Annotated in this window: 17 protein-coding genes; 7 read left to right on the forward strand and 10 right to left on the reverse strand. The window is 67.4% G+C overall.

The window, feature by feature from the left end; all coding sequences use genetic code 11:
- Window positions 1-10 precede the first annotated feature (10 nt).
- Complete coding sequence (locus VGK20_03625; protein ID HEY2773124.1) at window positions 11-397, reverse strand: PaaI family thioesterase; 387 nt, start codon at window positions 395-397, stop codon at window positions 11-13.
- Window positions 394-915, reverse strand: coding sequence for a PaaI family thioesterase (locus tag VGK20_03630; GenBank protein HEY2773125.1), 522 nt, complete (start codon window positions 913-915; stop codon window positions 394-396). Before VGK20_03630 ends, VGK20_03625 begins: the two co-directional genes overlap by 4 nt.
- Window positions 916-1,045: 130 nt before the next feature.
- Here VGK20_03630 and VGK20_03635 point away from each other — a divergent pair, with 130 nt between their 5' ends.
- Complete coding sequence (locus tag VGK20_03635; protein ID HEY2773126.1) at window positions 1,046-2,236, forward strand: aminotransferase class I/II-fold pyridoxal phosphate-dependent enzyme; 1,191 nt, start codon at window positions 1,046-1,048, stop codon at window positions 2,234-2,236.
- Window positions 2,233-2,652 (forward strand): alternative ribosome rescue aminoacyl-tRNA hydrolase ArfB, encoded by a 420-nt coding sequence (gene arfB, locus VGK20_03640; protein ID HEY2773127.1) that lies wholly within the window; start codon window positions 2,233-2,235, stop codon window positions 2,650-2,652. Before VGK20_03635 ends, arfB begins: the two co-directional genes overlap by 4 nt.
- A gap of 67 nt (window positions 2,653-2,719) precedes the next feature.
- Here the strand turns inward: arfB and VGK20_03645 are convergent, their stop codons facing one another.
- Window positions 2,720-3,571, reverse strand: coding sequence for a hypothetical protein (locus tag VGK20_03645; GenBank protein ID HEY2773128.1), 852 nt, complete (start codon window positions 3,569-3,571; stop codon window positions 2,720-2,722).
- A gap of 146 nt (window positions 3,572-3,717) precedes the next feature.
- Window positions 3,718-5,166 (reverse strand): TolC family protein, encoded by a 1,449-nt coding sequence (locus tag VGK20_03650; protein ID HEY2773129.1) that lies wholly within the window; start codon window positions 5,164-5,166, stop codon window positions 3,718-3,720.
- Window positions 5,167-5,336: 170 nt separating this feature from the next.
- Here VGK20_03650 and VGK20_03655 point away from each other — a divergent pair, with 170 nt between their 5' ends.
- Window positions 5,337-6,551 (forward strand): glutathione S-transferase, encoded by a 1,215-nt coding sequence (locus tag VGK20_03655; GenBank protein HEY2773130.1) that lies wholly within the window; start codon window positions 5,337-5,339, stop codon window positions 6,549-6,551.
- Between the two features lie 31 nt (window positions 6,552-6,582).
- Here VGK20_03655 and VGK20_03660 read toward each other — a convergent pair whose 3' ends face one another.
- Window positions 6,583-7,314, reverse strand: a complete 732-nt coding sequence (locus VGK20_03660; protein ID HEY2773131.1) for a 2OG-Fe(II) oxygenase — start codon at window positions 7,312-7,314, stop codon at window positions 6,583-6,585.
- A 174-nt stretch (window positions 7,315-7,488) separates the two neighbouring features.
- On the opposite strand from VGK20_03660, the gene VGK20_03665 reads away from it, so the two are divergent.
- Window positions 7,489-7,905, forward strand: a complete 417-nt coding sequence (locus VGK20_03665) for a PH domain-containing protein (GenBank protein HEY2773132.1) — start codon at window positions 7,489-7,491, stop codon at window positions 7,903-7,905.
- Between the two features lie 12 nt (window positions 7,906-7,917).
- Here the strand turns inward: VGK20_03665 and VGK20_03670 are convergent, their stop codons facing one another.
- The 5 genes from VGK20_03670 to VGK20_03690 form a co-directional block, all read right to left on the reverse strand.
- The gene (locus tag VGK20_03670; GenBank protein HEY2773133.1) at window positions 7,918-11,523 is read right to left on the reverse strand and encodes an FAD-dependent oxidoreductase; all 3,606 of its coding nucleotides are present in this window, start codon (window positions 11,521-11,523) and stop codon (window positions 7,918-7,920) included.
- Window positions 11,524-11,555: 32 nt separating this feature from the next.
- A complete protein-coding gene (locus tag VGK20_03675) occupies window positions 11,556-12,302 on the reverse strand; it encodes an ATP-binding cassette domain-containing protein (protein HEY2773134.1) in 747 nt (248 codons plus the stop codon).
- Window positions 12,299-13,024: a molybdate ABC transporter permease subunit gene (gene modB, locus VGK20_03680; GenBank protein ID HEY2773135.1), complete on the reverse strand. Its 726-nt coding sequence runs from the start codon at window positions 13,022-13,024 to the stop codon at window positions 12,299-12,301. The genes VGK20_03675 and modB overlap by 4 nt, the downstream gene beginning before the upstream one ends.
- Window positions 13,025-13,107: 83 nt before the next feature.
- Window positions 13,108-13,578, reverse strand: coding sequence for a peroxiredoxin (locus tag VGK20_03685; GenBank protein HEY2773136.1), 471 nt, complete (start codon window positions 13,576-13,578; stop codon window positions 13,108-13,110).
- Window positions 13,579-13,665: 87 nt separating this feature from the next.
- Window positions 13,666-15,072, reverse strand: coding sequence for an MFS transporter (locus tag VGK20_03690; GenBank protein HEY2773137.1), 1,407 nt, complete (start codon window positions 15,070-15,072; stop codon window positions 13,666-13,668).
- Window positions 15,073-15,179: 107 nt separating this feature from the next.
- On the opposite strand from VGK20_03690, the gene VGK20_03695 reads away from it, so the two are divergent.
- The 3 genes from VGK20_03695 to VGK20_03705 all read left to right on the forward strand — a co-directional run bounded on the left by VGK20_03695 (window position 15,180) and on the right by VGK20_03705 (window position 19,268).
- Complete coding sequence (locus tag VGK20_03695) at window positions 15,180-15,845, forward strand: metalloregulator ArsR/SmtB family transcription factor (protein ID HEY2773138.1); 666 nt, start codon at window positions 15,180-15,182, stop codon at window positions 15,843-15,845.
- 59 nt (window positions 15,846-15,904) lie between these two features.
- The gene (locus VGK20_03700) at window positions 15,905-16,600 is read left to right on the forward strand and encodes a glutathione S-transferase N-terminal domain-containing protein (GenBank protein ID HEY2773139.1); all 696 of its coding nucleotides are present in this window, start codon (window positions 15,905-15,907) and stop codon (window positions 16,598-16,600) included.
- A gap of 166 nt (window positions 16,601-16,766) precedes the next feature.
- Window positions 16,767-19,268, forward strand: a complete 2,502-nt coding sequence (locus VGK20_03705) for a sodium-translocating pyrophosphatase (GenBank protein ID HEY2773140.1) — start codon at window positions 16,767-16,769, stop codon at window positions 19,266-19,268.
- The last annotated feature ends 18 nt before the right edge of the window (window positions 19,269-19,286 follow it).

The raw sequence follows: 19,286 nt of genomic DNA on the forward strand, positions 1-19,286 counted from the left end.
ATACCGCCGATCAGAGAAGGAAGTTTCCGATTCCCGCCGCGACGGGCTTGTCGGCGTCGTCCTGCCACGCGACGACGCGGACATTGGCGATGCGGCGCCCGTGCTTGACGATTTCGGCGCGCCCGCGTGTTTCCTTCGGGCCCGCCGACCTCAGGTAGTCGATACTGAAATTGATCGGTCGCGCGACGCGCTCCCCGCTGACCTCGAGGAGCTGCAGCAGCGCGGTCAGCTCGAGGAACGCACCGATGACGCCTCCGTGAATTGCCGGCAGCACCACGTTGCCGACGAGGTCGTCGCGAAACGGCATCACGCAGATCACGCCGGATTCCGTCGTCTCGACGCGCACGTCGAGGAAACGCGCGTACGGGATCGCCGATGCAGCGCTCGCCGCCCTCACGTCGCGTCCCCTTCCGTCCGGGCGACGCGGCTCTTGAGCGCGGCTTTCTGCCACGAATCGGCATGCAGCGGACCGACCAGCATGAACGTGGCAAGCATGCTCGCGAAGGGGTCTTCGCGGTCGCGGTCCCACGCGCTGCCGCGCACGAACGCGACGTTGGTCGTGCATTTGTAGCACTCGGCCATCGCAACCAGCTCGTGGTGAGGCTCGGCTGCGCGCAGGTAGTCGATGCGAAGATCGAGCGTGGCGATCGTCTTGAACTCGGGAAGGCTGCACTGGACGGCAAGGCCGCTGGCCTGGTCGAGCAGCGTCGTGATGACACCGCCGAAGACGACGCCGCGCACCGGGTCGCCGACCAGCTCCTCGCTCCACGGCAGGCGCACGGTAGCTCGGCACGGCGCCGCTTCGACGACGCGAATGCCGAGCCGCACGCACTGGGGAATGTGCATCACCAGCTCGTGGCGGTCCTTGCCGAACAGGGGTTGCATCGCGTAGTGCGCATCCGCCGCCTGCGTCATGGTCGTCGCCGCTATCGTGATCGCCGCGGACCCGCAAGCGGCGCCGCGGCGCCTGCGTCGTGGCCAGCTGCAGCCGATGCGTGCTATGCTGCCGCGCTCGGGCAGCGCCGCGAGCGCATCGCCCGTCGTCATGAGCCGGCGCCTGAACCGCAACATCGAGGGACTCTCCCAGTCGGCGATCCGCGCGATGACGGTCGAGTGCGCGAAAGTCGGCGGCATCAACCTCGCGCAGGGCATCTGCGACACGCCGGTTCCGGACGCCGTAGCCGCCGCCGTCGCGCCTGCGATTGCCGCCGGTCGCAACACCTACAGCCGCTGCGAAGGCATCGACGAGCTTCGTGAGGCCCTGGCCGCCAAGATGCGGGCCGGCGGCATCGAATACGATGCGGCGAGCGAAATCGTCGTGACGATCGGCGCGACCGGCGCGTTCCAGATCGCCGCGACCGCGCTGCTCGAGCCCGGCGACGAAGTGGTCATTTTCGAGCCGTTCTACGGCTACCACGTCAGCGCGTTGAGAACCCTCGGCCTCGTTCCGCGCTTCGTCGCACTGGAAGCGTCCGGTCCCGGCAGCGGCGGCGGCGGAAGTGGCGGCTGGACGCTCGACGAGCAGGTGCTCCATCAGTCGATCGGTGCGCGCACCCGCGCGATCGTCGTCAACACGCCGTCCAATCCCTGCGGCAAGGTCTTCTCGCGCGCCGAGCTGGCCGCGATCGGCCGCATCGCCGAGGAGCACGACCTGTGGATCTTCACCGACGAAGTCTACGAGCACTTCGTCTACGACGGGCGCGATCACGCCAGCCCCGCCTCCCTGCCGGGCCTTCGCGACCGCACGATCACGATGTCGTCGCTGTCGAAGACGCTGTCGATCACCGGCTGGCGGCTTGGCTGGATCGCAGCCGACGCGCGCTGGGCGCGGGCCTTCGCGCAGGTCAACGACCTCGTCTACGTCTGCGCGCCGACTCCGCTGCAGGTCGCGGCCGCCGCGGGCCTCGGCGCCCTCGGTCCCGATTACCGCACGAGACTGGCTCGCGAGCACGAGCGAAAGCGTGACCGGCTCTGCGCGGCGCTTGCCGATGCCGGGCTGGCCCCGCACGTGCCTGAAGGCGCCTATTACGTGCTGGCCGACTCCTCTTCTCTTCCGGGAAAAACCGCGATGGAGCGCGCAATGCACCTCCTCGATCGAACGCACCTGGCCGCCGTTCCCGGCAACGCGTTCTTCACGGGCGATCGCGGCCACGACCTGCTGCGCTTCTGCTTCGGCAAGACCGACGAAGACCTGGACGAGGCGTGCCGGCGCCTTCGCACCCGGAGCCTCGCGTGATCGCCGTCGCCCCGGGCATCGGCATCTGCGAAGCCGAGCTCGGCGTCACCTATGTCCGCAGCAGCGGGCCCGGCGGGCAGAACGTCAACAAGACCAACTCCAAGGCCGTCGTGCGCTGGAACGTGCGACGCGCACCGGGAATTCCCGGCGACGTCAAGGCGCGCTTCCTCGCGCGTTTCGCGTCGCGCGTCTCCGACGCGGGCGACGTCATCATCACGAGCGACCGCCATCGCGACCAGCCGCGCAACCTCGAGGACTGCCTGGCCAAGCTCGAGGCGATGCTCGCCGAAGTCGCTGTCGCGCCCGTGCGGCGCCGGCCGACTCGGCCCGGACGTGCCGCGCGCGAGCGACGCCTCTCCGACAAGCGTGTGCACGGCGCCAGGAAGAACCTGCGAGGCCGCGTCGGCGACGATTGAGCTCGGCGCTACGATTTTCGTAGCGCTACGAAAATCGTAGCGCAGACGAGCCTTGCGGGCCCTTCGCTCAGGATTTCGTCTCGGTCCAGCCCGTTGCCGAGGGTTCCTCGGACAGCAGTTGCTGGGCACCCGAAGTGACGACGCGGTCGCCGGCGGCAACGCCGGTCGTCGTCAGCCAGCCCGAAAGGCTTGCGCGGTCGAGACTGATCCGCACGCGGTGAAAAGTATCGGCGCTGCCTGCCTCGACGTACACCCACGCCGCGCCGTCGGTGCGCACGATCGCGTCGCGCGGAACGAGCGCGGCCGGTTTCGGCTCTCCGTCGATCTCGAGAAAAGCGGACAGGAACGCTCCCGGCGCAAGGCGCGCGGTGTTCGGTGACACAAGTGCAAGGAAAGCCTGCCCCTGAAGCTGCTCGTCCACCGCAGGCGCGGGGCCGACGAGCTCGGCCGCGATGGTCTCGTTCGGCGCATCGACGAACGCGAGATGCACGGCGCGCGCCGAGAGCATGCGATGCGACGGCACGTCGACGCGAATCAGCTCGGCCTTGCCGGCGACGAGTTCCGACGCGAGCTCGTCGCGGTCCTGGCGAGTGCCCAGCTCAGTGCCCCAGCCGAGCAGCAGGCGCCCGTGCACGTCGGCCAGTGCCGAGCGCGCCGCGACTTCGGCCGACGTCGCCGTTTCGATCGCATGGGCCGAGACGTTCTGGTCGCTGGCCAGGCGGCGCGAGCGCGCGAGCTCGCGCGATGCAGCGTCCCACGCCGCTTCGGCGGTGTGCTCCTCGGCGACGAGCGCGACGTACGGCGCCGGATCGAGCACGCGCGCGTAGGCCTCGACCTGCGGCGCCAGCGACGCGGAGGCAATCTCGTGCACCTGCAGGCTGAGATGCGACGGATCCGTGTCGTGCAGGCGTATCGTCACGCTTCCGTCCGCTTCGCGGCGAAGCTCGGCGTGAGCCTGCGCCTTCGATGCGCCCTCCGCGGGTGGTGCCGGGGTGCGATCGCAGCCCGTGGTGAAAACTGCGAGCAACCCCGCAGCGGCACCGATCCATGCAGGAAGTGCGCGATTCACCTGGCACCTGCGGGGGCCGCGGCGGCGACGGCTCCGGCGGACGCCGCGATGCGCACCGGATCGGACTCGAGGTCGACACCGAACGGCAGCTGCATCGCATCCTCGAGTGCACCGTAGGCCCTGGCCTGCGCCAGTCGCGCATCGATCCGCGCAATCCCGGCGTCCAGGGCGTCGATCCTTGCCGCGCCGGCTTCGACTCGATCGATCGCGCCGGCGTCGACCGCGAGTGTCACGCGATCGAGGACGCTACGGGCCGACTCGGCGGCGCGCTGCGCAGCCTGGACACCGTCGCGCGCTGCCTGGGCGTTTGCCCACGCGGAGTCGACGTCGGAAAGCGCGCCCTGCTGGGCAGCGTCGAATTCGGCAAGCATCTGCTTCCTTGCGGCTTTCGCCTCCAGGATGGGTCCCTGGTTCTGGTCGAAGATCGGCAGGTCGATCGTGAATCCGATCGACCATTTCTCGTCGGCCTGGTCGTACGAATACTGGTTGGTGAGATGAACGTCGGGATACTGCCTGGCAATCTCGAGCCGCAGCGTGCTTTCGCTTGCGACGAAAGCGGCCAGCGCCGCTCGAACGTCGCCCCGCTCGAGCATCGCACGGCGCCGCGCCTGCTTCGCCGACAGGTTCGATCCCGGCGGTGCGTCGAGCGATACGGAGACCGGCGCATCGTCGAGCGCATCGAGCGGGATGCCGATCGCAGCGGCCGCTGCTGCGCTCGCCGACGTGATCGCGACCTTTCCCTGCGCTTCCTCGATCACTGCGCGTTCCCTTGCCAGGCGCGCCGGATCGCTTTCGATCCGGGATGCCGCGCCGGCTTCGACGCGTTTCTGGAACAGGTCGGCGACGCTGCGCTGCAGCGCGACGCGCTCGGACAGAAGCCCGCTTTTTTCGATCGCGGCCTCGCGTTCGAGCAGCGCGTCGCGCAGCCTGCTGCGCACTCTCCACGCGGCGCTGCCGATGGCCAGCCGCGCAGCCTGCGACAGCGCGTGGGCCTGCTCGATGCGATAGCCGCGCTTGCCGGCGGTCTCGATCGGAATGTCCAGCGCGACGGTCGCGACCCACGGCGAAGGGTTTCCCATCAAGTGCTCGGCACGCTCCGGCGTAAACACGAGTTTCGGATTCGGCCTTGCGGCAGCGGTGACCCTGCCCGCTTCCGCCCTGGCCCACTGGGCACGGGCGACGTCGAGATCGGGGCTGAAGAAAAACGCCGCAAGCGTCAGGGTCTGGAGGTCCCAGCTCGGCAAAGGCCACTGGCCGAGCGCGTGTCCAAGCGCAGTCTCGAGGTAGCTGCGAAGCTCGGGCGACGCGAGCGAGCGCGACTCCAGCGCCGTTGCCGACTCGGCCGGATCCAGCTTCAGCGGCTCGTAGTGCGCGCAACCGGTGCCGCCTGCGAGCGAAATCGCGGCGAAGATGGCCGCGACTGCAGAAGGAGAGCGGCGGCTCACGCTCTCTGCTCCTTCAGGCGAGCGGCGGCTGGCGCTCGCCGTCCCTTGGAAACAGCGGCGGCTCGCGCTCGCCGGCCCATTGAAACAGCGGCGGCTGGCGCTCGCCGCTTTTGCATCGACGTGCCCGCATCCCTGTTGACCTCGACGATCGAACCGGCTCGAACACCCCCATGCCAGGGACCGAGCGAGCAACCGAGCAAAGAACCGAACTGGAGCGGCCGCAAGCCCTCGAGCCGTACACGCTTCACGTCTTCGACCAGTCGTATTTCAGCGGAAAGATGCAGGCCTATCTCGCATTCAAGGAGATCCCGCACCGCAGCCACGTCGTCAGCTGGCGCGAGCTCACGGCGCGCATCGCGCCGCACACCGGACTGGTCGAAGTGCCGGTGCTCGAATGCGCCGACGGCACTTTCCTGCGCGACAGTACCGCGATGATCGAATGGATGGAGCCGCGCTACCCGCAAGGCCGTGTGCTTCCCGACGACGAAGCCGCCGCATTCGTGTGCCGTCTTCTCGAAGACTACGGCGACGAAGGGCTGTGGCGGCCGGCCCTCTACTACCGCTGGGCATTTTCGCGCGATGCGCTGCTCAACGCGCGCCTGTTCGTCGAAGACTGGCTCCGGTTTCCGCTGACTGCGCCTTTCGTGCTGCGCCTGTTCGTGCGGCGCCGCCAGCAGCGTGCCTACATGGGCGGCGAAGGCATCACCGCAACCAACCGCGGCGACGTCGAGCGCCACTACCTCGACGAGCTTGCCGACCTGGACGCGATCTTCCGCAAGCGCCCCTACCTTTTCGGCGCGCGGCCGAGCCTGGCCGACTTCGGCTACTTCGCCTCGATGTTCCGTCATTTCGGCATCGATCCGACACCCGCCAGGCTGATGCGTGAGCGAGCTCCGGCCGTCTACGAATGGGTCGCCAGGATGTGGAACTCGCGCGCATCGCGCCTGGAAGCTGCGCGCTGGTGCAGCGATCCCGCCGTCCCCGCCGATCTCGAGCCCCTGCTCGCGCGCGCCGCTCGTCGCTACCTTCCGGTGCTCCACGCCAACGCCCGCGCGGTTGCAGACGGCCGCAGCAGCTTCGATGCGACGATCGACGGCAAGGCGTATCCGGGTCTTGCCGCCGTACCGTTCCAGGCGTGGCGGCGCAGCGTGCTGCAGCGCGCGCTCGCCGGACTCTCCGCAGAGGCCGGCGCCGACGTTCGCGACCTGCTCCAGCGCAGCGGGTGCCTCGTGTGGCTCGAGAAGGACGGGATTCTCGATCATCGGTATCCGGAAGGAGACGCGTTGCCGCATGGGAGGCCGCGACACATCGGCCTCCTCGAGAAGGCAAGGATGCAGATGTTCGGGACTCCGCACCATCACGAGGCCGGTACGGCCGGGCACTGAAGGGAAGACCGCCGGCGCGGCGCCGGACGGCTCAGTAGGCCGCCGAGCGCTTGCCGGTGAACAAGTCGATCACGCGGCGCGTGGCGCCGGCAACCGGCTCCTCGAGCACGACGATGAAGACCTTCCTCAGCATGCCCTCGGGGCAGGAGAGTGGGCGCACGGCGTGCCAGGACTTCTCGCGCCGCGCGAACAGCAGGCTGCGGTTTCCCACCGACTTGGCTTGCGCGACCAGATCGAAATCGTTGTAGTCGGGCGCCGACTCGCGCGGGATGCGGCCGTGATCGTCGAGGATCAGCGTCTGCCCTCCCCACTCCTCGTTCCAGTCGACCTCGTTGTTGAGGTAGAAAATATGCGATCCGAGCTTGCGCTTGGCGTCGCAGTGCGGCGACACCGAAGCTCCGCGCGGCGCGTAGTGCCAGTGGAAGCTCGGCCAGACCGCTCGCGCCGCGAATGCCTGCTTGAGGAAACGGCGGTATTCGAGGCCGCGAAGCTCGGCGACGAACTCGTGCCACGCGGGCGCGATCTCGAGGTCTTCGCGGTATTCGAGGCTGTAGCGATCGTGGCTGGTCTGGCCGTGGCTGCGAGGAACGCCGAAGGATTCGCGCATCCTCGAGACGTCGGGCATCGTCTCGCAAAGGATGCGGTACCCGTCGTCGGTCAGGAAGCCTTGCGGGTTCCAGTACGGGTACGGCTTGGTCGCCAGGAAGGCCTCGGCATCGAACCGCTGCAGCTGGTCTTCGTTCAGAAAGCGCAACTGTGCCATGTATCAAAAATACACCAGAGCGGGTGACAACTCCATGACGGCAGGGCGCAGCGCACCCTGCGGCGCCCCGGCGGGATCGATGCCCCGGGACGCCCGAACGTCTGAATTTCCAGCCATGTGCGAACTTCTCCCTTCTGCGACCGATCGTCTCCCCTTATGGGTTGCCGAAAATCCGTGAAGGATTCGGTCCATACTTCGAAGATCGACTCCTGGCTGATCGGAGTCTTCGCCGTCTCGGGACTGATGGCCGGCGGCGCCTGCCTGCCGGTGCTGAGGACCGAGAGCTGGCCTGCGCTCGTCGTCGTGCTCGTCACGCTCGCGTTCGCGCTCGGCCTGCCATCGTGGCTGATCGTATCGACGAGGTACACGCTGACCGACGAGGAGTTGCGCATCCGCAGCGGCCCGTTTCGCTGGACGATTGCGCTTCGATCGATCCGGCGCGTGACGCCGACGCGCAATCCTCTTTCGAGCCCTGCGCTGTCGCTGGACCGGTTGAGAATCGACTACGACGGTCGCTCGATCATGATCTCGCCGCTCTATCGCGGGCGTTTCGTCGATGAGCTGAAGGAGCGCGGCGTGCGCCTCGAGTGACGCGAGCTGCCGTCAGCGCGCTGCGTCGCGCTCGAGGCAGCGCGCTGCGTCGCGCTCGAGGCAGCGCGCTGCGTCGCGCTCGAGGCAGCGGCGGATCCAGCGCGTCGTGATCTTCTCCGAAAGGCTGTTCTGGCCGAGGCGGTCGCGAAGGCCGGTAAAGTCCACCTTGTCCAGGTCCTGGTCCTGGTTGAAGCACGAGAAGACGTACGTCGTCTTGCCGGTCGCCGGGTCGCGGTGCGGCTGCAGGCACTGCGCGCAGATTTCCTTCATCATGCACTGCATCGGCGAGTTGATCGACCCGATGCCGCAGTGGCCGGGCTTCAGGTACGGCGCGAGGATCGTGTGGCGCGACTCGGCCACGGCCGCCATCATGCGGTCGGAGCCGATCGCGATGATGTGCGCGGCCTCCGACAGCGAGATCGGCACGTCGCCGAGGCCCCCGGTCGCATATGCGAGCATCGCCTGCACGACGTTGCCGACAAACGTGCGGTCACCGGCCCGCGTGATGCGAAAGCCCGGCGCTTCGTCGCAGCACCATACGATGATGTCGGCCGCCGCCTCGATGTCCTCGACCTTGTAACGGTCGGCGATCTGTTTGTACGCCGCGAAATAGACGACGCGGGAGCCGGCACGCCGCATCGCCTGCCCAATCGAGAAGAGCACGGCGTTGCCGAGGCCGCCGCCGGCCAGGATCACCGTCTCCCCGGTCGGGATGTGCGTCGGAGCGCCCGTCGGGCCCATCAGCACGACGGGCTCGCCCTCGCGCAGCAGCGAGCAGAGGCTCGAGGAGCCGCCCATCTCCAGCGCGATCGTCGAGACGAGGCCCTTGTCGGCGTCCACCCACGCTCCGGTGAGCGCGAGGCCTTCCATCTGCAGCTTGGTGCCGCCGACTTCGGGAGCGAGCGTCTCGAAGTTCTGCAGCCGGTAGAACTGGCCGGGACGGAAGCGGCGCGCGGCCGCGGGCGCCCGCACCATCACTTCGATGATCGTCGGCGTGAGCCGTTCGACGCGCTCGACGGTCGGACGGAATTCGTACCACAGGCGCGCGAAGAAGCCGCGCGCCGTCTCGCGAGAGCACGGCTTGCGCCGCGCGAGCACGCGCGAAACTGCCAGGTACCCCTGCTTGGCCGAGCCGAGGGCCTTGACGACGTTGCCGAAGAACGACGGGTGCACGTCACCGAAGAAGCTGACGAAGCGGCCGTCGGCCAGACGCGTCAGCAGCACGTCGGCGCGCTCGGGCTTGCTGATCGAGAACGACGGCTGCACCGGGTTGCCGTTCTCGTCGCAGGCCTGGAAATACTTGCCGTCGAGCACGAAGTTCGAGTCGTCCTCGCGCGCAAGAACCGTGTTCGGCTGGGTGCCGGCCGCGACGAAGACGGTGCGCGCAGGAAGTGTCACTTCGCTGCCGGCAGCCCATTTACCGTCGTCGCCGAGGGTCCGCCTGGTAAAGCGGATCGCCTCCACCGAGCGATTGCCGTCGATCTCGATTGCCACGGGGCTCAGGCACTCGGTGAAGACGGCGCCTTCCTCAAGGGCCTTCTCGACTTCCTCGTGGTTGAGCGTGTACGAGGGGCTGTCGACGAGGCGGCGGCGGTACGCGATCGTCGCGCCTCCCCACGATTGCAGGAGCTCGACCAGGCGCGGCTCTTGGCCGGCTGCGGCCGCCCTTTCGCGCTCGGCGCGGATCGCCGCCGCGTGCGCGAGGAATTCGGCGGCGACTTCCTTGTCGGCCGCGTCCCAGTATTCACGCACCTGTCCGGTGCCCAGCTCGGATGTCAGCGTCTCGTAGCGTTGCGCAAATTTTTCGACCTGGACGACGTAGTACGCGAGCGACTCGGTTGCCGTATCGACGGCCGTCAGCCCGCCGCCGACGACGACGACCGGAAGGCGAAGTTGCATGTTCGCGATCGACTCGGGCCGGGCCGCACCGGTGAGCTGCAACGCCATCAGGAAATCGGAAGCCGCGCGCACGCCGCGCGCGAGCCCGTTCGGAATGTCGAGCACCGTCGGCTTGCCGGCGCCGACGCACACGGCGACGTGGTCGAAGCCGAACTTCATCGCCTCCTCGAGCGTCAGCGTGCTGCCGAAGCGCACGCCGCCGAGCATCGAGAACGAAGCGCGCCTCTCGAGCAGAAGCCGGATGATCTTCAGGAAGTTCTTGTCCCAGCGCACCGTGATGCCGTACTCGGCCACTCCGCCGAAACCTGCCATCACGCGGTCGCCGAGCTGCTCGGCAAGACAGGAGACGTCGCGAATCGGCGCGAACGGACGATGGCCGCCGTCGAGCGCAACGCCGCAGACGTCTTCGGGCAGCGGCTCGATCTTGAGGCCGTCGATCGCGACGACGGTGTGGCCGTCCTGCAGCAACTGGTGCGAAAGGCCGAAGCCTGCCGGACCGAGCCCGACGACGAGGACTTTGCGGCCGGTGTCGGCCTTGGGGAACGGCCGCGCCAGGTTCAGCGGATTCCAGCGCGTCAGCAGCGAGTAGATCTCGAATCCCCACGGCAGCGCGAGCACGTCCTTCAAAGTTCGCGTTTCGGCCTGCGGAATGTCGACGGGATCCTGCTTCTGGTAGACGCACGACTTCATGCAGTCGTTGCAGATGCGATGGCCCGTCACGGCGCACATCGGATTGTCGACGACGATGATCGCCAGCGCGCCGATCGCATGACCCTCGACCTTGGCGGTGTGGAATTCGGAGATCTTCTCCGACAGCGGGCAACCGGCCAGGTTTACGCCGAACGACGATCTGCGGAAGGCGCCGTTCGCCTGACCGGGCGCCGCCTTCTCCTGCAGGCCTTTGGAGCAGGAGTCCTTGCCCTGGTTATGGCACCAAATGCAGTAGTTGGCCTGGTCGAGCGCTCCGACCAGATCCGTGCCCTGGTCGGTCAGGTTGAATCCGTGGCGGCGGCGAAGGTGTCCGGCATCGATTCGAAAAGACACGACGCCTTCGTGCTCCGAGCGAACCGCGTGCTGCAGCAGGTTCATCGGATCGCTTTTTTTCGGAAGGCCGAAGAGCACGCCTTCCCTGTGACGGGCGATGCCGTTTTTCGTGTGCAGCGCCCACGCAGCGTAGTGCCTGGCGACGTCCAGCTCGGCGGCGCGCGACGCATGCTCGGCCAGCCACCGCTTCACCGCGCCGGCAAACGCGATCTCGAACGCGACGATGTCTTCGCCCGGTGCCTGCCCAACCAGAGCCGTGATTTCGCCGGTCAACGCATCGCCGTCGTACGCAGCCGCTTCGGCGGCAGGAACTGCACTGACCGGCTTTCGCTGCACGAAGCTGCGCTTGGTCTCGAACAGAGGAATGAGATCGCGGTGACGCTGCTCGAGCGTCGCAAGCTCGCCCTGGATGCCGAACAGCTCGGCAAGGAAAGCGTCGAGGTGCGGAGCCGCCGCGAGGATCAGCTCGGATTCTTCTTTGGACGAGAGCAGCCGCGGATTGCCGCGCGCCAGCACGAGGCGTGCGGCCAGCGGCTGGTCTTTCATCGCCAGACGCACGAGGAACTCGGCATCCAGGCGCACCAGGCCGTCGCGGTCGTAAAGGTCCGCGAACGATAGACCGAAAGCGAGCCTGAGCGCGGGGTCCTGCGAAGAGCTTCCGTTTTGTTCGTTCACCGCCGCGAGCCCCCCGGATCGAAAGGCTGCGTTTACGGCGAAACCTTGACGGAGGAAAGCGGTGCGATCCTTCCCGCCACGTCGCCCGCCACGTCGCCCGCCACGTCGCCCGCCACGTTGCCCGCCACGTCGCCGGCCACTCTGTCCGTCACCCTGCCGCCGTCGAGCGCGACGACGCAGCTTGCGAGACGCTCGACGTCGCCGCGGTCGTGGCTGACGAGAATGGTCGGGATGTTCCACTCCTCGAGCAGCGCTTCGAGGTGCGCGAGGATGCGCTGTTTCAGCTCCGCATCGAGCGCGACCAGAGGCTCGTCCATCAGCAATAGGCGCGGGCCGCGCAGCATGGCGCGCCCGAGCGCGACGCGACGGCGCTCGCCTCCGCTCAGCGACTCGGGCCTGCGATCGAGCAGGGGACCGATCTCGAGGATTTCGACGACGCGCGCGAGTTCCACCGTCGGCGCGGCGCTGCGGCGCCGTCCGTACGCGAGGTTCTCCCGCACCGAAAGATGCGGGAACAGCAGGTGTTCCTGGAACACGACGCCGATGCGGCGCGCCTCGGGTGCCACGATGACGCCGCGCGCGGTATCGAGAAGCACGTCGCCGTCGAGCACGATGCGGCCGAACGAGGGGCGCAGCAGTCCCGCGATGAGATCCAGCGTCGTCGTCTTTCCGCTGCCCGAAGGCCCGACGAGTGCCGTGACACCGGCACCGGCCTCGAAGCTCGCATCGAGCACGAAGCCGCTTGCGTAGCGGTGCCTGCACTCGAAGAGTAGGCTCATTCCCTTTCGCTCGCGGTTTCGCTGCGCGCCGGCTGCCAGCCGACGCGACGGTCGAAAAGCTCGGACACCACGAGGGCACCGGCTGCGATGAGGATCGAAACGACGACCAGGCGCGCGCCGTGCTCCATTCCGCCGGGGGACTGCACGGCGCTGTAGACGTACAGCGGGATCGTCTGGGTCTGGCCGGGAATGCTGCCGGCGATCATCATCGTCGCGCCGAACTCGCCGATCGAGCGTGCGAACGCGAGCACCGCGCCGGCGATGATGCCGCGCCGGGCCAGCGGCAGCGTCACGGTGCAAAACGCATCGAAACGGCTCGCACCGAGGGTGCGCGCAACCTGCTCGAGGCGCGCGTCGACATCGGCGAACGCGACGCGCATCGCACGTACCATCAGCGGAAACGCCATCACCGCCGAAGCCAGCGCGGCGGCCTTCCACGTGAACACGATGCGGATGCCGAGCCGGTCCTGGAGGAAGCGTCCGACAAAGCCCTGGCTGCCGAACGTCACCAACAGCAGGTAGCCGGTGACGACCGGAGGCAGCACGAGCGGAAGGCTGATCAGCGTCTCGACGAGGCTCTTGCCGCGAAAACGGCGGCGCGCCAGCAGATGACCGAGCGCGATGCCGAATGGCAGGCTTGCGGCGGTGGCCACCAGTGCGACGACGATGCTCAGTCGCACGGCCGACCACTCGTCGGCGGTCAGCCAGCCGGCCGCCGTCACCGCGTCACCAGCTCTCGCCGAAAGGTCGCCCCTCGACCTGGAACGACGAGGCAACGCGCCTGCTCATTGCGAAATTGCCACCGTCACGCGGCCTTCCGCGCGTCCAGGGCCTTGCGCACCTGCTCGGCGTGGCCGGCCGCTTTGACGCGCGCCCAGTGCTGGGCGACTTTGCCCGCCGGATCGATGAGGACGGTGGAGCGGATCACGCCGGTCGTGATCTTGCCGTACATGTTCTTCTCACCCCAGGCGCCGTACTTCTCCATCACCGCGTGCGTCGGGTCCGAGAGCAGCGGGATCTTGAGCTTGTACTTCGCGATGAACTTGCTGTGCGTCTCAGGGCTGTCGGCGCTGCAGCCGAGCACGGTGGCGCCGAGTCCTTCGAACTTCTTGAGTCCCGTCGTGAACTCGCAAGCCTCGGTGGTGCAGCCGGGAGTGTCGTCCTTCGGATAGAAGTAGAGCACGACCCAGCGGCCTGCGAACTCGGAGAGCTTGCGGACCTTGCCGTCCTGGTCCTTCAGCGTGAACGCGGGAGCTTTCTTGCCGGCTTCGATCATTGCGGGTTCCTTTGCTGCTGCTGCTATGCGCGCCTGGTCGCGCACTCTTGTCGGATGGAGGCGGGCAGTGCAATCGGCTCGGCGCCCTCACAGGGCGCCGGCCGCGACGGGGGCGGCAACTGCCTGCGGTCCGCTTCGCAGCGCGGCCACCAGCCCCGCAAGCGCGCCGGTGAGCATCAGTGCATCGCTGGTCGCGATGGCCACCGATGTCGAGACGCCGCCGGCGGCTGCAATCGCGAGCACGGCGCCGGCCGTTCCCGTGCCGAGCGCAATGCCGAGCACATTGGCGAGTTGCAGCGACGCGGCCGCCGAGCCGTCCTGCCCTTCCTGTCCTCTGGTGCGCTCGAACACAACGAGCGTGGTGGCAGGATACGCAATGCCGATGCCGAGGCCGGCCGTCATCCAGCTCGCGACGGCGACGGCGGCCGGTGACGACGCGACGAGCACCCAGCTTGCGCCGCAGATCGCGAGCGCCGTCAGCGCCAGTCCCGTGGCCGCCAGCACGGCAAGCTCCACTTTTCCGACGAGGCGTTCCTGGATCCACGTTCCCGTCGTCCACGACAGTGTTCCCACCGTCAGCGCGAGACCCGCGATGTGGATCGGCTCGCCTCGCACCATCGTCAGCGACAACGGCACGAACGCTTCGCAACCGAAGAACGCGAACGTCACCAGCGTCTTGGCGGCGAGCGCGGCAGGTGCCCCGCGTGCGGCGACGAGCGTTCCTTGCGGAAACAGCCGTCGCAGCGCAGGAACCGCAACAGCGGCTCCGACTGCGACACCTGCTGCGACGAACGCCGCCGAACCCGAATTCGTCGCAAGAAGCGCCAGCGCGGCTCCCGCAGCAAGTTGCACGGCGTCGCGCGTCGATGTGGCGCCGCCCTGCTCGGCCGCGTCCCGCGCCGACAGGCTTCGCAGCCCGCGCGCCGCAACGTACGAAGAAGCGAGCGTCACCGGCACGAGCAGCAGGAACACCGAGCGCCAGCCGGCGACGCTCGCCAAAAGCGCGGCTGCACCGGGCCCGAGAAGACCGGGAATCACCCACGCGCTCGCGAACAGTGCGAGCATGCGCGGCTGGTCTGCCGGCTCGTAGCCGCGCGCGATGCCGACGTAGGCGATCGAAGACAGCGCGCCCGCGCCGAAGCCTTGCGCGATGCGAGCGGCGACGAGGCAAGGCATCGACGGCGCGACGCCGGCAACAAGGAGCCCGGCGACGAACAGCACGCTGCCGATCACGAACGGCATCAGCGGGTCGCCGCGATCGGACATCGAGCCGGATGCAGGAATCGCGACGAGGTTGGCGAGCATGAAGCCGCTGAACACCCAGCCGTACCAGCCGAGGCTCGAAGCGACGTCGCCCGCGCCGAGACCGGCTGCGACGGCCGGCATGATCGTCGCCACCGCCATCGCTTCGAACGCCGTGACCGAGATCGTCAGCAGAAGACCGATCGTCAGAGCGCGGTGGGCGCGGTCCCAGACTGCGGCTCCCGGCTTCAAAGGTTCCCTCCTCGCGAGCGTGCGGACGATTTAGAAAGTATCGGCTTTCTAAATTAAGTCAAGAAATATCTTGCTTATTGTCTGGCATCTTCTTATAGCGTGGCGCCGTGGCGCCGCGTCGACCAGAGGACACGGGAAGGGCACGCGACCGCGTCCTTTACCTTCTGAAGACCCGCGGACCCCAGGCAGCCCGCGAGCTGGCCGGGGTGCTCGGCGTCACGACGATGGCGGTGCGCCAGCATCTTCAGGCTCTTGATGCCGAGGGCCTGATCCAGTTTGCCGACGAAAGACGCAAAGTCGGCCGGCCGGTTCGCATCTGGTCGCTGACATCGAAGGCATCCGCTCGATTTCCCGATACCCACGGCGAGCTTACCGTCGATCTTCTGTCGGCGGTGCGCGCCACGTTCGGAGCCGAAGGCCTCGACCGCCTCGTCGGCGAGCGCAGCCGCCAGCAGGCCGAGTCGTACCGGCGGCGCATGCCCGACCGCGGCGCACCGCTGGACCAGCGAATCTCCGCACTTGCGACGCTTCGCTGTGAGGATGGTTACATGGCCGAGTGCTCGCGCAGCGAGGACGGCAGCTGGGTGCTGGCCGAGAACCACTGCCCGATCTGCGCCGCCGCCGCCGCGTGCCAGGGCTTGTGCCGCGACGAGCTCGCGATGTTCTCGCAGCTTCTCGGCCCCGATGTGGTGGTCTCGCGCGACGAGCACATCCTTGCAGGCGCGCGCCGCTGCGCATATCGCATCGCGGCAGCAGCGGCGCCGACCAACTGAGCGCGAAGCGCGAACGTGGAACAGCCGGGCGCGAAGCGCGGAAAACACAGGAGAACACCATGAGAGCCTACGACCTCGCGACTTCGTTCGCTGCGAGCATCGTGCGCGCAGGCGCCGGCATGGAGACTGCGGGAGTCGGCGCGAGGCCGGACAAGCTTCTCGAGGTCTTCGAGTTCGAGGCGTGCCCGTTCTGCCGCAAGGTGCGCGAAGCCCTGTCGATCCTCGACCTCGACGCGATGATCTACCCGTGCCCGAAAAACGGGCCGCGTTTCCGTCCCGAGTCGATCCGGCGCGGAGGAAGGAGCCAGTTCCCGTGGTTCCTCGATCCGAATACCGGCGTCGAGATGTACGAGTCCGACGACATCGTCGAGTACCTGTTCAAGACTTACGGTAACGGTCACGTGCCGTGGACGCTGTCGACACCGGTGCTGCGCGACGTCACGTCGGGTATCGCGTCGGCCGCCCGTCTTACCGCCGGCCGCATCTACCGCGGGACGCGCACTGCCGAAAAACCGCTGGAGCTGTGGAGCTTCGAAGCCTCGCCGTACTGCCGCCTGGTGCGCGAGCGCCTTTGCGAGCTCGAGATCCCGTACGTGCTGCACAACGTCGCCAAGGGCAGCAGCAAGCGCGAAGCGTTCGTCGCCCGCTCGGGAAAAATGATGGTGCCGTACCTCGTCGACCCGAACACGGGGCGCGAGATGTTCGAGTCGGCCGAAATCTGCGCGTACCTCGACCAGACCTACGCGGCGGACTGACCGCGGCCCTGATAACCGCCTGCCTCGCCGGTCTCGTGACCGGCCTCGGCCCCTCCCTCGGCCGGCCGCCGTCCCTCGGCCGGGGCGTTCGACTCGTCGCGTCGGCCTGCTATAAAAGGTGGGTTTCCATCCCGTAACCACATCCTCGGAGAGGACCTTTCAAGAAATGAACGTAACGGTACGCACCCTCAAAGGGCGCGCGGTTTCGTGGGGCAAAGCCCTGTTCGCCGCCGCCATCGTCCTTGCCGCCTGCGGCCTTGCCCACCCGGCGCTGGCCAGTGAAGCCAGTCTCAAGCTCCCGCCGTTTACCCAGCCGATGTTTTTCGGCGGAGGCACCTCGGGCGCCGCGATCCTGACCTGGGGACTGGTCGTCGCCGCCCTCGGCCTGCTGTTCGGGCTCTCCGAATACCGCACCCTGCGCGGGCTGCCGGTCCACAAGTCGATGCTCGAGATCTCGGACCTGATCTACGAGACCTGCAAGCAGTACCTGATCACGCAGGGCAAGTTCATCCTGATCCTCGAGGTCTTCATCGGCGCGGTCATCGTGCTGTATTTCGGCTTCCTCGTGAAGGACGCCTCGATGACGCCGCTGCGCGTCCTCGTCATCCTGCTGTTCAGCTTCGTCGGCATCGGCGGCAGCTACGGGGTCGCCTGGTTCGGCATCCGCGTCAACACGTTCGCGAACTCGCGCACCGCGTTCGCGAGTCTCGGTGGCAAGCCCTTCCCCACCTACGAGATTCCGCTGCGCGCCGGCATGTCGATCGGCCTCGTGCTGATCTCGGTCGAGCTGCTGATCATGCTGGCGATCCTGCTCTTCATCCCCGGGGACTTCGCCGGCCCCTGCTTCATCGGTTTCGCGATCGGCGAATCGCTCGGCGCCTCGGCGCTTCGTATCGCCGGCGGCATCTTCACGAAGATCGCCGACATCGGTGCCGACCTGATGAAGATCGTGCTGAAGATCAAGGAAGACGACGCGAGAAACCCGGGCGTCATCGCCGACTGCACGGGCGACAACGCGGGCGACTCGGTCGGCCCGTCGGCCGACGGCTTCGAGACCTACGGCGTCACCGGCGTCGCACTGATCACCTTCATCCTGCTCGCCACCGGCGGCCACCCGGCAGCCGAGGCCTCGCGCATCCAGGTCCAGCTGCTGGTCTGGATCTTCTCGATGCGCATCATGATGGTCGGCGCGAGCTGGGTTTCGTACATGGTCAACGGCGTCCTCGCGAGGAACCGCTTCGGCGACGCCGACCACATGGACTACGAGCAGCCGCTGACCTTCCTGGTCTGGCTGACATCGATCGTGTCGATCGTGCTGACCTACGGCGTCTCCTACGCGCTGATGAGCGACATCCAGATCGGCGGCCACGTCGATGCGACGCTGTGGTGGAAGCTCGCCAGCATCATCAGCTGCGGGACGCTGGCCGGCGCCGTCATTCCCGAGGTCGTCAAGGTCTTCACGTCGACCAACTCGGCGCACGTCGCCGAAGTGGTGCAGAGCTCGCGCGAAGGCGGAGCGTCGCTGAACATCATCAGCGGCCTGGTTGCCGGGAACTTCAGCGGCTACTGGATGGGCATCGTCATCGTCGGCCTGATGGGCCTGGCGTACGGCGTCAGCACCATGGGCCTGATCAAGCTGTTCCCGGTTCCGGGCAGTCCGCTCGATCCGTCACCGATCTTCGCGTTCGGCCTGGTCGCCTTCGGCTTCCTCGGCATGGGCCCGGTCACGATCGCCGTCGACAGCTACGGACCGGTCACCGACAACGCGCAGTCGGTCTACGAACTGTCGCAGATCGAAAGCATCCCCGGCATCGAGGCCGAGCTGAAGCGCGACTTCGGCTTCATGCCGAACTTCGAGAAGGGCAAGCTTTTCCTCGAAGAGAACGACGGCGCCGGCAACACCTTCAAGGCGACCGCCAAGCCGGTGCTCATCGGCACCGCCGTGGTCGGCGCGACGACGATGATCTTCTCGATCATTTTCGTGCTGACCGGCGGCCTGACCTCGTCCGCGGACATCGCGAAGATTTCGATCCTTCACGCGCCCTTCCTGCTCGGCCTCATCACGGGAGGCGCGATGATCTACTGGTTCACCGGCGCGTCGATGCAGGCGGTCGCGGTCGGTGCCTACCGCGCCGTCGAGTTCATCAAGGACAACATCAAGCTGGACACGACCAAGGCGTCGGTGGCCGACAGCCGCCGCGTCGTCGAGATCTGCACGATCTACGCGCAGAAGGGCATGTTCAACATCTTCCTGGCGATCTTCTTCGCGACGCTGTCGTTCGCGTGCGTCGAACCGTTCTTCTTCATCGGCTACCTGATCTCGATCGCGATCTTCGGGCTGTACCAGGCCATTTTCATGGCCAACGCCGGCGGCGCCTGGGACAACGCGAAGAAAGTCGTCGAGGTGGACCTGAAGATGAAGGGCACTCCCCTGCACGACGCGTGCGTCGTCGGCGACACCGTCGGCGATCCGTTCAAGGACACCTCCAGCGTCGCGCTCAACCCCGTCATCAAGTTCACGACGCTGTTCGGGCTGCTGGCCGTCGAGCTGGCGGTCGAGCTGGGCCGCACGAACCCGGGACTGACGATGCTGCTGGCGGCGCTGTTCTTCCTGACCTCGGCGTTCTTCGTCCACCGCTCGTTCTACGGGATGCGGATCGAGAAGTAGGTCTCGGCCTTAGCTGCC

This window comes from Candidatus Binatia bacterium (genome assembly GCA_036493895.1).
Classification (GTDB): domain Bacteria; phylum Desulfobacterota; class Binatia; order UBA1149; family CAITLU01; genus DATNBU01.

Bases quoted from the DNA above. Each gene is read 5' to 3' on its own strand.
- VGK20_03705 (HEY2773140.1), top strand. From the start codon at position 16,767: ATGAACGTAACGGTACGCACCCTCAAAGGGCGCGCGGTTTCGTGGGGC.
- VGK20_03685 (HEY2773136.1), bottom strand. From the start codon at position 13,578: ATGATCGAAGCCGGCAAGAAAGCTCCCGCGTTCACGCTGAAGGACCAG.
- VGK20_03655 (HEY2773130.1), top strand. From the start codon at position 5,337: ATGCCAGGGACCGAGCGAGCAACCGAGCAAAGAACCGAACTGGAGCGG.
- VGK20_03630 (HEY2773125.1), bottom strand. From the start codon at position 915: ATGACGCAGGCGGCGGATGCGCACTACGCGATGCAACCCCTGTTCGGC.
- VGK20_03700 (HEY2773139.1), top strand. From the start codon at position 15,905: ATGAGAGCCTACGACCTCGCGACTTCGTTCGCTGCGAGCATCGTGCGC.
- VGK20_03660 (HEY2773131.1), bottom strand. From the start codon at position 7,314: ATGGCACAGTTGCGCTTTCTGAACGAAGACCAGCTGCAGCGGTTCGAT.
- VGK20_03635 (HEY2773126.1), top strand. From the start codon at position 1,046: ATGAGCCGGCGCCTGAACCGCAACATCGAGGGACTCTCCCAGTCGGCG.
- VGK20_03675 (HEY2773134.1), bottom strand. From the start codon at position 12,302: ATGAGCCTACTCTTCGAGTGCAGGCACCGCTACGCAAGCGGCTTCGTG.